The sequence below is a fragment of the Hymenobacter sp. UV11 genome (genome assembly GCF_004684095.1).
GTDB lineage: Bacteria > Bacteroidota > Bacteroidia > Cytophagales > Hymenobacteraceae > Hymenobacter.
The window spans coordinates 88,792-101,551 of the sequence record NZ_SRII01000001.1 but is presented as its reverse complement, the minus strand read 5'-3'; the positions used below and the strand labels follow the sequence as shown (position 1 = coordinate 101,551).

The 12,760-nt window shown below is 62.3% G+C and carries 11 protein-coding genes; 5 read left to right on the top strand and 6 right to left on the bottom strand.

Annotated elements, in window-relative coordinates:
* Positions 1-8: 8 nt before the first annotated feature.
* Complete coding sequence (locus E4631_RS00405; RefSeq protein WP_133658133.1) at positions 9-2,642, bottom strand: bifunctional UDP-N-acetylmuramoyl-tripeptide:D-alanyl-D-alanine ligase/alanine racemase; 2,634 nt, start codon at positions 2,640-2,642, stop codon at positions 9-11.
* A 223-nt stretch (positions 2,643-2,865) separates the two neighbouring features.
* On the opposite strand from E4631_RS00405, the gene E4631_RS00400 reads away from it, so the two are divergent.
* Together E4631_RS00400 and E4631_RS00395 are read left to right on the top strand one after the other, a co-directional pair.
* Positions 2,866-4,122 carry a hypothetical protein gene (locus E4631_RS00400; protein WP_133658132.1) on the top strand — a complete coding sequence of 419 codons (1,257 nt, stop codon included), beginning with the start codon at positions 2,866-2,868 and terminating at the stop codon, positions 4,120-4,122.
* A 22-nt stretch (positions 4,123-4,144) separates the two neighbouring features.
* Positions 4,145-4,603: a HEAT repeat domain-containing protein gene (locus tag E4631_RS00395; RefSeq protein ID WP_133658131.1), complete on the top strand. Its 459-nt coding sequence runs from the start codon at positions 4,145-4,147 to the stop codon at positions 4,601-4,603.
* 49 nt (positions 4,604-4,652) lie between these two features.
* Here the strand turns inward: E4631_RS00395 and E4631_RS00390 are convergent, their stop codons facing one another.
* Both E4631_RS00390 and E4631_RS00385 read right to left on the bottom strand, forming a co-directional pair.
* Positions 4,653-5,489 carry an oxidoreductase gene (locus E4631_RS00390; RefSeq protein ID WP_133658130.1) on the bottom strand — a complete coding sequence of 279 codons (837 nt, stop codon included), beginning with the start codon at positions 5,487-5,489 and terminating at the stop codon, positions 4,653-4,655.
* Between the two features lie 66 nt (positions 5,490-5,555).
* The gene (locus tag E4631_RS00385; RefSeq protein WP_133658129.1) at positions 5,556-5,957 is read right to left on the bottom strand and encodes a hypothetical protein; all 402 of its coding nucleotides are present in this window, start codon (positions 5,955-5,957) and stop codon (positions 5,556-5,558) included.
* Between the two features lie 238 nt (positions 5,958-6,195).
* Between E4631_RS00385 and E4631_RS00380 the strand changes: the two genes are divergently transcribed.
* Together E4631_RS00380 and E4631_RS00375 are read left to right on the top strand one after the other, a co-directional pair.
* Complete coding sequence (locus tag E4631_RS00380) at positions 6,196-8,769, top strand: hypothetical protein (RefSeq protein ID WP_133658128.1); 2,574 nt, start codon at positions 6,196-6,198, stop codon at positions 8,767-8,769.
* 41 nt (positions 8,770-8,810) lie between these two features.
* Positions 8,811-9,722, top strand: a complete 912-nt coding sequence (locus E4631_RS00375) for a 1-aminocyclopropane-1-carboxylate deaminase/D-cysteine desulfhydrase (RefSeq protein WP_133658127.1) — start codon at positions 8,811-8,813, stop codon at positions 9,720-9,722.
* Between the two features lie 4 nt (positions 9,723-9,726).
* On the opposite strand, the gene E4631_RS00370 is transcribed toward E4631_RS00375, so the two are convergent.
* Positions 9,727-10,908, bottom strand: coding sequence for a hypothetical protein (locus tag E4631_RS00370; RefSeq protein WP_133658126.1), 1,182 nt, complete (start codon positions 10,906-10,908; stop codon positions 9,727-9,729).
* A gap of 123 nt (positions 10,909-11,031) precedes the next feature.
* On the opposite strand from E4631_RS00370, the gene E4631_RS00365 reads away from it, so the two are divergent.
* On the top strand, positions 11,032-11,667 hold the full coding sequence (locus E4631_RS00365) for a DUF4230 domain-containing protein (protein ID WP_133658125.1): 636 nt from the start codon (positions 11,032-11,034) through the stop codon (positions 11,665-11,667).
* A 161-nt stretch (positions 11,668-11,828) separates the two neighbouring features.
* On the opposite strand, the gene E4631_RS00360 is transcribed toward E4631_RS00365, so the two are convergent.
* Together E4631_RS00360 and E4631_RS00355 are read right to left on the bottom strand one after the other, a co-directional pair.
* Positions 11,829-12,191, bottom strand: coding sequence for a hypothetical protein (locus E4631_RS00360; RefSeq protein WP_133658124.1), 363 nt, complete (start codon positions 12,189-12,191; stop codon positions 11,829-11,831).
* A gap of 113 nt (positions 12,192-12,304) precedes the next feature.
* The gene (locus E4631_RS00355; RefSeq protein WP_240734553.1) at positions 12,305-12,757 is read right to left on the bottom strand and encodes a response regulator; all 453 of its coding nucleotides are present in this window, start codon (positions 12,755-12,757) and stop codon (positions 12,305-12,307) included.
* Positions 12,758-12,760: the final 3 nt, after the last annotated feature.

Below are 12,760 nucleotides of genomic sequence, written 5' to 3'. Positions count from 1 at the left end.
ACCAATAGCTATTCGCTCACGAATACCCGCTTGACGCGCTCGCTCACGTTGGTGAGCAGCTCGTACGGAATGGTACCGATGCGTTGGGCCAGTTCACTGGTACTCAGCCCATCGCCAAAGACAATGGCCACATCGCCGGGCTGCGCCTCGGGCACGTCGGTCACGTCCACCATCACCATATCCATGCACACCGAGCCAACTACCGGCGCGCGGCGGCCGTGCAGCAGCACAACGCCCCCGCCGCTACCAAAGCGCCGGTCGTAGCCGTCGGCGTAGCCAATGGCCAGCGTAGCCACCCGGCGCTCGTGGGCAGTGGCTACGCCGCGGCGGCCGTAGCCCACGGTGGTGCCGGGGGGTAGGGTTTTTACTTGGGAGATGGTCGTTTTCAGCGTGCTCACGGGCAGTAGGTTGTGCGCATTTTCGGCGCCGGCCTCCACGCCGTAGAGGCCCACACCCAGGCGCACCATATCGAGCTGCGCCTCGGGGAAGCGCCGGATGCCGGCCGAGTTGAGCACGTGCTTACTGGCCGGATAGCCCAGCACGGCCTCGATGGCGGCGGCCATGCGCCGAAAAGTAGCCAGTTGCTGCCGGGTAAAATCGTCGTGGGCCGGGTCGTCGGCGGCGGCCAGGTGCGTCATGATGCCGGCCACCGGCAGGGCGGCGCGGTGGGCGGCCAGCAGCGCCAGCAGCTCGGGTAGCTCTTCCTCTGAAAAGCCAAGGCGGCGCATGCCGGTATCGAGCTTGAGGTGCAGGGGGGGTAGGGCGCCGACCCCGTCGGCGGTGGCTTCGCGGGCGGCTTGCAGGTAGTCGTGCAGGCGTTCCAGGGAGTAGATTTCGGGCTCCAGGCGGTAGCGGCGCAGCTGGCCGAAACTGTCGGGGCCAGGATTTAAAACCATGATGGGCAGGCTGATGCCGTTGTCGCGCAGCTGCTGGCCCTCGTCGGCGTAGGCCACGGCCAGGTAGTCGGCCCGCTGAAACTCCAGCAGGCTGGCCACCTCGTAGGAGCCGCTGCCGTAGGCAAAGGCCTTCACCATCACCATAAGCTTGGTGCCGGGCCGCAGCTGCTGGCGGTAGTACTGGAGGTTGTGGGTGAGCGCGTCGAGGTTTACTTCGAGCACCGTGCCATGCTGCGGCTGCTGCAGCGCTGCCACCACGCGCTCGAAGCCAAAGCGCCGCGCGCCCTTTATCAAGATGGTTTCGTTTTGGAAATCGCCCGGCCGCAACTCGGCCAGCAGGGCTTCGGTGGAGGGGTAGGTTTGAATAGAAAATTGAACGTCATGCTGAGCTTGTCGAAGCATCTCGTTCGCATCGTTCGGGTAATACGAGCGAGATGCTTCGACAAGCTCAGCATGACAATGCTGCGAAATCGCCTCCCCTACCCCTATCAGCCGGGTTACGCCGTGGGCCTGCACCAGCGCCGCCACGCGGGCATACAGCTCGGCACCGCTGAGGCCCGACTCCAGCACATCGCTGAGGATGAGCGTGCGGCCGCCGGGCCGGGCCTGGCGGCTCAGGGCATCGAGGGCCAGCGAGAGGCCGGCGAGGTCGTTGTTGTAGGTGTCGTCGAGGAGATAGCAGCCGTGGCGGCCGGCCTTCATTTCGAGGCGCATAGCCACCGGGTGCAGGCGCAGCAGCCGGCGCTGAATCTCGGCCGGGGCCAGGGACTTGGCGGGGTCGAGCTGACGCCACAGCAGCACGGCCAGGCAGTGCAGCGCATTCTCGACCGAGGGCTCATCGGCGAAGGGCAGCGTAAAGCGCGAGGCCGCCCGGCCGGCCAGGTGCTCGGCCGGGAAGTGGGCGGTGGCGGCCGTTTCGCCCAGCCGCACGCGCACGGTGGTAGTGCCGGCCGTGGTGGCTTTGAGCCGGAAGCGCAGGGCCGCGCCGGGCGCGTCGTGGCGCGTCCAGGCCAGGGCGGGCAGGCCGCGCGCCTGCACGGCGGCGTGCACCAGCAGCTGGTCGGCGCAGTACACCAGCAGCTCGAAGCCGGGCCGCTCGAAGAGATGCAGCTTCTCGGCCAGCTTTTCTTTTTCTGAGGCAAAGCCCGCGTCGTGGGCCGTGCCGAGGGTAGTAAAAATGCCGTGCGTGGGCCGGATGATGTCGGCCAGCTTATCCATTTCGCCGCGCTCCGAAATGCCGGCTTCGAAGATGCCCAGCGTGTGGCGGCCGGGCGCTAGCTCCCACACGCTCAGCGGCACGCCCACCTGCGAGTTGTAGCTTTTGGGCGAGCGGCAGATATCCTCATCGGGAGCCAGCAATTGCGCCAGCCATTCCTTCACGATGGTCTTGCCATTGGAGCCCGTGATGGCCCACACCGGCCCGCCAAACGTGACCCGGTGCTGCGCCGCCAACGCCTGCAACGCCACCAGCGTGTCGGCCACTTGCACGAAACCCGCACCTGCGAACGCTTCGAGACTGGCAGGGGGGTAGGCCACTACAAACAGCCGCACGCCCCGGGCATACAGCGCGGCCAGGTGCTGGTGACCATCGTGGTTAGGCCCGCGCAGGGCAAAGAACACGGCCCCTGCGGTGAGGCCCACGCGGCGGCTATCGAGCAGCAGCGTGGCCACGGCCGCATCGGTAGCGGGCGCGAGTAGCAGGGTGCCGCTGAGTAGGGCGGGCAGGTGGGAGAACAGGATAGACATAACGCCCGCAAAGGTCGGGAAGAATAAGCCCCTGGCAGGTGTGGGCTCGCAGCACTAGCAAGTGCTGGCGAGGCAGCCCGTTGGGCGGGCCTTTTGGGCTAGCAACGGCGCGGCTGCCTTAAAATTCAGTGGCAGTACTGATGCCTGTAGCTGGACGGCATAACGACATTTGAAGGGTCAATTTGATTGGTTTGCGCGCACCATTTACCCTCTCCGTAAAGCTATGTCAGACAAGCTAGTACCCAACTCTTCGCTTGCACCCGGCCAGAGTATTACGTCGCTCAACGGGCGGTATGTCTTCATTTACCAGACTGACGGTAATCTGGTACTCTACAAGCGCTACCCCAATGGCAGCCAGAAGGCGCTGTGGGCCTCGGGCACAAACGGCAAGCCCGGCCAGACGTGCATTATGCAAACGGATGGCAACCTGGTGCTATATAACAGCGCTCACAAGCCGCTGTGGTCGAGCAATACCTTCCACGATGCCGGCAGCACGCTGGTGATGCAGGACGACGGCAATGCCGTGATTTATAACGCGGCGCACAAGGCCATCTGGGCCAGTAATACGGTGCAGAAATTCGTGCCTGGTGGCCCCACCGCCACCGGCGACACGATGCGGCCGGGCCAAGTGCTGAACCCCGGCCAGAGTATTCGCTCGGCCAGTGGCAAGTTTACCTTTATCATGCAGCCGGACGGCAACCTGGTGCTGTACAAAAACCTGAGCACCGGCGGCCAGCAGGCCCGCTGGGCCTCGAACACCAACGGCCGGCCCACGCAGGTATGCATTATGCAAACGGACGGCAACCTGGTGCTGTACGATGTGGACGGCAATGCGCTGTGGTCGAGCAATACCTTTCATGACTCCGGTGCCCATTTCATAATGCAGGACGATGGCAACGGGGTGATTTACCGCACCAACAATACCGCGGCGTGGTCTACCAACACCTTTATGCAGACGGTAAACCTGCACGTGAAGATTTTGACCAATCCGAGCCGCTTCACCGTTGCGCAGATGGTGAACACGATGCGTAATATCTACATCGACGCGGGCGTCAATGTGGTGCTGCGGTCAACGGAAACGCTGAATGCCGCCAGTCCGGCCCTAGTGGCTCTTAACGATATTGATACCGGCTCCTGCACGAGCGGCAACGCCTCGGGCGAGCAGCAGGCCCTATCGAACTTTCGGGCCAACGCCGGGGCCAACGACGTGGTGGTGTACCTGTGCCGGTCGGTGTCGTACACCAGCGGCTCGCTCAATGGCTGCGCTTCCTTCCCAGCCAATCGGCCGATGGCGGTTATTGCCTCCTACTGCTCCATGTACACGATGGCGCACGAGGTAGGCCATGTGCTGGGCCTCAACCATGTGAATGACAACAACCGCCTGATGACGGGCCTCGGCACCGACCATATCACCAACCCGCCGCCAGACCTGATTGCCGCCGAAATTCAGACCATGATAAATAGTCCGTTCACCGTTTGACCCTTTTCCTACCCCGTGCATCATGGCCCATACCCGCGAAGAACTAGCCCGCCTCATCAACCTCGATGAGCCCGACTACCCTAGCATTGTCCGCCAGCTTACCCCGGACGATATTCCCCTGCTCACCCAGCTCAGCCAAGACCCTAACCCCGGCCTAGCTACCAAAGCCATCAGCTGCCTGGGCCTGATGCACAGTGAGGCCGCCATGACCGGCCTACAGGCTGCCGCTACCCACCCCGACCCCGTGTACCGCGTGGCCGCGGCCCATGCCCTGCGCAACGCGCCCACCAGCGCTACCGCCGTGCGCCTGCTCGGCAAGCTGCTCGACGACCAGGACGTGGGCGTACGTAAGCTGGCCCTCAAATCGGTCGACGTCGGCAACATTACCAGCCTGAAAGAGCAAGTGCGCCAGCTAAACCTGCGCGAGCCAAACGAAGCACTCAAGAATATGTCGCAAAACATCTTGCTAAAGCTGCGCTGAGGCAGCGGCAAGTGCGCGCTTCACGCCTTGCGCTTTCAGGGGCTGAGCACTAAAAATCCGTTGGCTCGCCGAGGTAGGCAAAGTCGTCGATTTCCTTCAGCAGGTTCTGTAATTTCTCGCGCACCAGCTTGTAGGCGAAGCCGCCGAGCAGCAAATGCACCGGCGGCTGGGGCAGGCGCACGAGCTGGTACAGAGCCTCGGCGGCCTTCACGGGGTCGCCGGCCTGGTTGCCATCGCGGCCCAGCGAGGCGGTAAGGCCCGCACCCACGGTAGCGTCGTAATCGGCAATTTTCACCTCCGTATAGGTAGCCGACTCGCCGGCCCACTTAGTGCGAAACGGCCCCGGCTCAACATTGGTCACGTGGATGCCAAGCGGCGCCAGCTGCGCGGCCAGCGACTCGCCGAGGCCTTCGAGCGCGAACTTGGAGCCATTGTAAATGCCCGCGTGCGCCATGCCAATGAAGCCGCCCACCGACGTGATATTGAGGATGTGGCCCGCCTTGCGCTCGCGCAGGTGGGGTAGCACCGCCCGCACCACGCGCAGCGGCCCCATCATGTTCACACTGAACTGGCGTATGGTTTCTTCCTCCGTAATTTCCTCGATGCTGCCCAGCGAACCGTAGCCGGCATTGTTCACCACTACATCGAGGTAGCCAAAAGCGACAATGGCGTGCGCCACGGCACCCTGTATCTGGGCTTCGTCGGTCACGTCGACCAGCACGCCCAGGCTGTGGCCGGACTTGCGTTTCGTAAATTCTTCGACCTGCTCCGATTTGCGGAAGGTGCCTACTACGCGTTCGCCCTTATCGAGCAGCACGCTGGCCAGCGCTTCGCCGAGGCCGGTCGAGGCGCCGGTAATAAACCAGGTTTTTTGGGTATCAGGCATGAGGTGCGTCTTGTGGAATGGAGGCTGTAAGACGCAGGAGGGGGTAGGATTGTTTGACGGCTTTCTCTACTGCGGTGGTAGCTCATTAGAGCTTTTACCGTGGCGCGCTTTCAAATAATACGCGTATTCCTCACCAATCATGCTTTCAGCAACATACTCATGCACCGAGGCTCCATGAGTAGCCGTAGCAAATGCCAACGCTCCTTCCACTGTATCGAATTCAGTAATGCAAGGACACTCGTCTGGGTCTAGAGGCGTAAACTCTACAATATCAAGCTCATTTTCATCATCTTCGCCAATTACTTCGCTGTAATAGACGCTGTATTCCTTTTCGTCACCGCCCTTGCTTATTGACAGCCACTTCAGAATGGTATAATCAACTTCTTGTTGGGCAGACAAAAACTGCGCGATTGGCTTCCCCAGGCTGAGCCGAGTTCTTGCTTGCACTTCTAGGAGGTGGCGGGCCATTGTTTTTTCTTTTAAACTCTTAGCGGCTTCATCCGTTTCTTCATTTGGATAAGAAGGCAGGGTGTTGCCTCACCCACTTCTTGAACCCTCGGTCGTCTCACCAGCCGGGGGTTCGCCGTTTATAGGCGACCGTGTTGGCGGGGTGTGTACCGTACGTTGGGCCAAAGATAGCGGGCCTCCCTTCCCCGCCCCGGCGCTACCTTCGGGCTTCATTTGCCTACTCGTAGTTAAGCGCCCGATGGCCGTTTCCGCTTCCCTTTCTCCTACTCCCGCGCCCTTGTGGCAGCGGGTCTGGCCGCACGTGCTGGCCGTGTTGTTCTTCGTGGTGCTGGCCGTGGCCTACTTCGCGCCCATCGTGTTTGAGCACCAAACGCTGGCGCAGCACGACATTACCCAGTTTCAGGGCGGCGCGCATGAAACGCAGCAGTGGGCCGCCGAGCACGGCCACGAGCCGCTGTGGACCAACTCCATGTTCAGTGGCATGCCCACGTTCCTGATTTCGGTACACTTTCCCGGCGACCTGTTCGTATACGTGCAGAAGTTCATTGCCCTGGGCCTGCCCGGCGTGGTGAGCAACCTGTTTGTGGCGCTGCTCTGCGGCTACGTGCTGCTGGTGGCGCTGGGCGTGCGCCCACTGGTGGCAGTGGCCGGCGCGGTGGCGCTGGGCTTTTCGAGCTACAACCTCGCCATTCTGGCGGCCGGGCACAATACCAAGTCGTGGGCGCTGGCCTACGCGCCGCTGGTGCTGGGCGGCCTGATACTCGCGCTGCGCCAGAATAAGTGGCTGGGCGCAGCGCTCTTCACCTTTGGCCTCACGATGAACGTGCGCGTTAACCACCCGCAGATTACCTATTACCTGGGTCTGCTGGCGGCCATTTATGGGTTGATTGAGCTGGTGGCGGCCATTCGGGCCGGGCGCTTGGGCGACTTTTTGGGCCGGGCCGTGCTGCTGGGGGTAGGCGCGCTGCTGGCCATTGGCGTGAGCTTTGGGCGCCTCTACACCACGTATGAGTACAGCAAATTCAGCAACCGCGCGCCCTCAGAATTAAAATCCCTACCCGCCGCGCCGGGCCAGGCCGCGCCCAGCGCCCGGCAGCAGGACCGCGACTACGCCTTCGCCTACAGCTACGGCATCGGCGAAACCATGACCCTGCTGGTACCCAACTTCTACGGCGGCAGCAGCGCCATGCCGCTGCCCAAAGATTCGCACATTGCCGCCGCCGGCCTACCCGAGGAATACCTCGCATCCATGCCAACCTACTGGGGCGACCAGAGCTACGTAGCCGGCCCGGTGTACGTGGGCGTCACAGTCTGCTTCCTGTTTGTGCTGGGCCTGTTTGTGGTCGATAAGCGCACGCGCTACTGGCTGCTTCTGGGCACGTTGGTATCGTTCATCCTGGCTTGGGGCAAGAACTTTGAGTCGGTTAATAATCTGATTTTTGATTACCTGCCGGGCTACCGCAGCTTCCGGGCCGTGAGCATGGGCCTGGTAATGGCGCAGCTGGCCATGCCGCTGCTGGCGGCGCTGGCGCTGTCGCGCATTCTGCGGCCGCGTGCGGCGCTGGCTACCGGCCCTACCCCCCCTTCGGCTACTGAGCCGCTGCACCCGGCCCTGGCCAAGGCGGCGCGGGCTGCGGCGGGCACGCCGGCCGTAGTGGTCGATTCGCCCGACAACCTCTTGCGCACTAAGCAGTTGCTCTACGCCGGGGCCATCACGGCGGGCTTTCTGCTGCTGACCTGGGTGGCCAGCCTGAGTTTCGACTACGCCTCGCCGCAGGATGCGAACCTGACCCAAAGCGGCTTTACGCCGCAGCTGCTGAGCGCCCTGCGCGCCGACCGCGCCGACCTGCTGCACAACGACATCTGGCGCGGGCTGCTGTTCGTGGGCCTCACGCTGGCGGCGCTGTACTTCTATTTAAAGGGTAAAATCGACGCCCGCGTGGCGGCGCTGGCCGTGGCGGCGCTGGTGCTGCTCGACCTCTGGACGGTGGACAAACGCTACCTCGGCGAGAAGAATTTTCAGACCGAAACCATTGTGGAAAGCTTCCAGCCCACGGCGGCCGACCAGCAGATACTCCAGGACAAGGACCTGAGCTACCGCGTGCTCAACCTGGGCAACCCATTCAACGAGGCGCGCACCTCGTACTTCCACAAGAGCATCGGTGGCTACCACGGCGCCAAGCTGCGCCGCTACCAGGACCTGATTGAGCGCCAGATTTCGCAGAACAATACCAGCGTGCTCAACATGCTGAACACGCGCTACGTCATCCTACCCCCCCAAAAGCAGGGCGAAACCGAGCAGGTACAGCGCAACCCCGGCGCGCTGGGCAACGCCTGGTTTGTGCGCGAGTTGAAGGCCGTGCAGAGCCCCGACCAGGAAATGGCCGCCCTCTCGGGCCTCAATGCCAAGCAAATGGCCGTGGTAGACGTGACCAAATTTCCGGCCGTGAAGCCATCCACGTACGCCGATTCGTCGGCCACCATTGCCCTCACCGACTATGCGCCCGACGCCCTCACCTACCGCTACTCGGCGGCCCAGCCGAGCACGGTGGTCTTCTCCGAAATCTACTACGCCGATGGCTGGCAGGCTTTGCTGGATGGCCAGCCGGTACCGCATTTCCGGGCCGATTTCGTGCTGCGGGCCATGCAGGTGCCAGCTGGCGCGCACGAAATCAAGTTCGTGTTTGAGCCCAAGGAATACAAGATTGGCAACACGGTATCGCTGCTTTCAAGCATCGGCGTGCTGCTGGCAGTGGTGGCGGCGGGCGTGTTCGGCTTCCGCCAGCGCCGGGAAGACGAGGAGGCAGCATAAAATCGTTTGTCATTGCCACGCTCCACTTCGTTGCGCTCGCAATGACAGCTGATTTTTTAACTCCCTTAAACCACCCCACCGCCCAGCGGCGCGGCGTGCGCCTGCTACTGTGGCGCGACGACCTACTGAACCCCGCCCTACCCGGCAACAAAGCCCGCAAGCTGAAACACAATATCTTGCAAGCCAAAACCGAAGGCCACACCAGGCTGCTCACCTTCGGCGGGGCCTATTCCAACCACTTGGCGGCCGTGGCCACCGCCGGCCGGCTCTATGAGTTTGAGACCATCGGCCTGGTGCGCGGCGAGGAGCATCAGCCACTCAACCCCACTCTGGCCCGCTGTGCCGCCGATGGCATGCAGCTGCACTACCTCGACCGCACCACCTATCGCCGCCGCGCCGAGCCCGGGTTTCTGGCTGAGATGCAACTTCAATTTGGCCCCGCCTACCCCCTGCCCGAGGGCGGAACGAACGCCCTTGCGCTGCGCGGCGTGGCCGAGCTTATCGGCGAACTGCGCCAGCATACTGACTTTAGCGCCGTGGCTGTGGCGGCGGGCACCGGCGGCACGCTGGCCGGCCTCACGCTGGGCCTGGCTGAAGCCGCCTACCCCGCCCGCGCCGTAGGCATAGCTGCGCTCAAAGGCGCTGACTTTCTGCGCGCTGCAGTGGATGAACTGCTGGCCGCTACCGGCTGCGTAGGCGGCCAATATGAGTTGCACACCGGCTATCACTTCGGCGGCTACGCCAAGCTGCCGGCCGAATTACGGGCGTTCATCTGGCAGTTTGAGGCCGATTATGGGGTATTGCTCGACCCGATTTATACCGGCAAGCTGCTATTTGGTGTGCTGGACTTGATTGAAAAAGGCCACTTTGCACCCGGCAGCACGGTCGTGGCCGTGCACACCGGCGGCCTACAAGCCTGGGCGGGGTTTGAAGGAATTAAGAATTTGGAATGAGGAATTATTTATGCGCTAATTCCTCATTCCAAATTCTTAATTCCAAAGCGGCTAGCGCGAACACGAAGGGCAGCACCGGGGCTAGGAAGCGCACGTCGTAGTCGTCCACGGTGAGCATGACGATGGCGGCTTGCAGCAGCGGCACGGCGGCCAGGAATGCCCGCGCCGGTAGCCACACCACCGCCCGGCGCGTACCGCGCACCGCCAGGTAGTAGAGCGGCCACAGCACCAGCACGCTCATCAGCTTATGAACCAGCGAGTAATAGGGCTTTATACTGCTAAAAAAAACGAGGAGCTTGCCCAGCATCAGCCGGGCCAGGAAGCCGGGATTATGAGCGGCGAAGTAGAGCACCCGCGACATTTGGCCGATGCCAGCGGGCGGCAGCACCAGCGGCGCGCTCGGGTGGATGGCCCACACGGGGGTAGCAAACATCAGCTCACCGCGCACATACGTTTCCACAATGAAGAAGCTAACCAGCTGATAGTTGAGCCACCACACCACCAGCGGCGCGGCCAGCACGCCGGCCCCAATAAGCCCCCAAAACAGCCGCCGCCGCGCCGCATGCAGCGCCGCCAGCCCGGCCACGCCCGCGGCGGCGGCTACTACGAAGCCATTGGGCCGCACCAGCGCCGTAGATAGCAGGCAAACTATCAGCACAACCCAGGCTTGCCAGCCGCCGCCGCGCACCCGCACCAGCGCCCAAAACGAAAACACCGACAAGCTGATAAACAGCGACTCGGTGAGCAGGTAGCAGTTAAATTGCTGCACATCGGGCCACACCACAAAAAGGCCCGTGGCCAGCACGGCGGCTCCGCGCCTACCCCCCGCCAGCCGCCGCACGCTGCCGTAGAGTGCCGCCGCCGCCAGGCCCGAAATGAGTATTTGCCCCAGCACAATGCCCCACCAGCCAGCGTGCAGCCGCAGCCACACGCTCTGGTACCAGGGGTAGAGGATGTAGCGCTGGTTGTGCACGTATTGAAAATCATCGACCAGGCTCCCCTCGGTTGGCTCCAGGTGGTAGTAGCCGTGCTGGGCCAGGTTGGTGGCGTAGCCGAGGTAGCGGGCGCTGTCGTTGGCGTAGTGCGGGCCGTGAAACTTGACTAAAAACGCGGCCTGCACTAGCAGCCACAGGCCTAGCAGCAGCCAGCGGTGTTGCGGCCAGAGGCGGCGAATGAGGGTTAACACGGCGGGCGGCAGCTTGCTTATCACTCCTCAAAGCTACGGGTGCGCCAACCCCAGCCCCACATTTGGGGTATGCCTGCTTAACGCAACCGTAAGCCGGCCCGCGGCCAGCTTTTTTTACGCCTTATGCTACCCCGTCTTATTCGTCGCCTCATTCCTCTTGTGATACTTGTGGCGCTGGGCGTGTTTTTGTGGCGCAAAATCGGCTCGACGCTGGATGGCCTGAACCCGCTGGCCCCGCGCGAGCCGCAGGTGACGGTGACGCACAACACGGTTCTGACGCAGGTAGAAGCCCTGGGCAAGCTGGAGCTAGTGCGCTACCGCTTCAAGGATGTGGTGGAGTACAAGCGCACGGCCAAATACCCGTTTTTGCCCGATGCCAAGGCGGCGCTCATCGTGGGCGGCGAGGCCGTGGGCTGCCTCGACCTGCGCAAAATCCGGCCCCAGGATGTGACGCTGGAGGGCGACTCGGTGGTGCGCATTATCCTGCCTGCGCCCGAGCTGTGCGCCTTCCAGGTCAACCACAACCAGAGCCGGGTTTTCAGCACCGAAAATGGCTTTTTTGACGATGCCAGCCTCGTGGATGAGGCTTATCGCTACGCCGAGGCCCAGGTGCGCAAGTCGGCCCTGCAATCGGGAATTCTGGCCGAAACGCAGCGCAACGCCCAGCAGATTCTGGTGCCCCTACTACACACGCTCACGGGGCGGCGCGTCATTATTGGGCAGCGGCTGGTGGCGCCAACGCCGGCGCGCAAGCTGTGAGGTAGCAGTTAAAAAGAGAACGTCATGCGGAGCTTGTCGAAGCATCTCTACCGCGCCGTTTAGGTTAGTAACCCAACGGCGCGGTAGAGATGCTTCGACAAGCTCCGCATGACGTTCTTTTTTGGTTAACAGTTTCCTGTTAAGGGAGCCCCTACCCCCCCCTACGCGGCGCGGAAGCCGGTGGCCTGGCGGATGGTGCGCTCGTTGCCGGTGGCGGCATCGGTGTAGCTGTGGTCGCTCACTTCTACCGATAGGTGCTTGCCAATCAGCTGCTTAGTGTCGAGGTCTTTGCCCTCCTGGGGTTTGATGCCCACAGCCGAGTACAGCGAGAGAATGATGGGGTGGCCGGCCGGCGAGTTGTAGAAGCGCTGGTCGACATAGCCGTCTTCGCTTTCCATGTGGGTGGCAAAAAACGGCACGTTCTGGTGCTCGCTGGTGCCTTCTTCGATGCTGGTGATGGTGACGGTATGGCGGCCATCGGGTAGGAACCCTTTGGCTTCGCCTTTTTCAACTGCGATTTTCATGTTGTCAAAAGTTAGCTGCTAGTTTTATTAGTGCTAACGTATTTGACAAGCAGAGGTTGTCGCCACCGCTGCCTTGAGCCTGCTGGCCGGGGGTAGTACCAGGTTCGTCGCCCTCAACCAAGCTGGTTGGCGGGCGGCAGGTACTGGGTAAAATAGCGCCGCAACAGCTCCAGCACTTTTTCGTGGGTCAGCGGCTTATCCAAGATATCAGTGACGGGTAGGTGCTGCATCTGCGTCAAATCCTCACTGAGCTGCGAGCTGCTAAGCAACACAAAAACGGTGGGCTGCCTGGGCAGCGCAGGCAGCTGCATGTAGGCTTCCAGAAACTCAAAGCCATTCATCACGGGCATGTTGATATCGACCAGCACCAGGGCGGGGGCGGGCCGGCCGGCCTGCCGGCGGGTTTGTAGCAGGTCTAGGGCCCGCTGGCCGTTTAGGGCCACCAGAATTTCCTGACACACCTGCAAGTCTTGCAGCAGGTGCTCATTGATAAAATTGGTGGTTGAATCATCATCAATTAGCATGATGGCGGGCAGCAGCTCCATAAGCCGGCGGGTGGCAAGCACCTG

Excerpts from the sequence above, each read along its gene's own strand:
- E4631_RS00405 (WP_133658133.1), bottom strand. The coding sequence starts at position 2,642 with ATGTCTATCCTGTTCTCCCACCTGCCCGCCCTACTCAGCGGCACCCTG.
- E4631_RS00395 (WP_133658131.1), top strand. The coding sequence starts at position 4,145 with ATGGCCCATACCCGCGAAGAACTAGCCCGCCTCATCAACCTCGATGAG.
- E4631_RS00390 (WP_133658130.1), bottom strand. The coding sequence starts at position 5,489 with ATGCCTGATACCCAAAAAACCTGGTTTATTACCGGCGCCTCGACCGGC.
- E4631_RS00385 (WP_133658129.1), bottom strand. The coding sequence starts at position 5,957 with ATGGCCCGCCACCTCCTAGAAGTGCAAGCAAGAACTCGGCTCAGCCTG.
- E4631_RS00380 (WP_133658128.1), top strand. The coding sequence starts at position 6,196 with ATGGCCGTTTCCGCTTCCCTTTCTCCTACTCCCGCGCCCTTGTGGCAG.
- E4631_RS00375 (WP_133658127.1), top strand. The coding sequence starts at position 8,811 with ATGACAGCTGATTTTTTAACTCCCTTAAACCACCCCACCGCCCAGCGG.
- E4631_RS00400 (WP_133658132.1), top strand. The coding sequence starts at position 2,866 with ATGTCAGACAAGCTAGTACCCAACTCTTCGCTTGCACCCGGCCAGAGT.
- E4631_RS00365 (WP_133658125.1), top strand. The coding sequence starts at position 11,032 with ATGCTACCCCGTCTTATTCGTCGCCTCATTCCTCTTGTGATACTTGTG.
- E4631_RS00360 (WP_133658124.1), bottom strand. The coding sequence starts at position 12,191 with ATGAAAATCGCAGTTGAAAAAGGCGAAGCCAAAGGGTTCCTACCCGAT.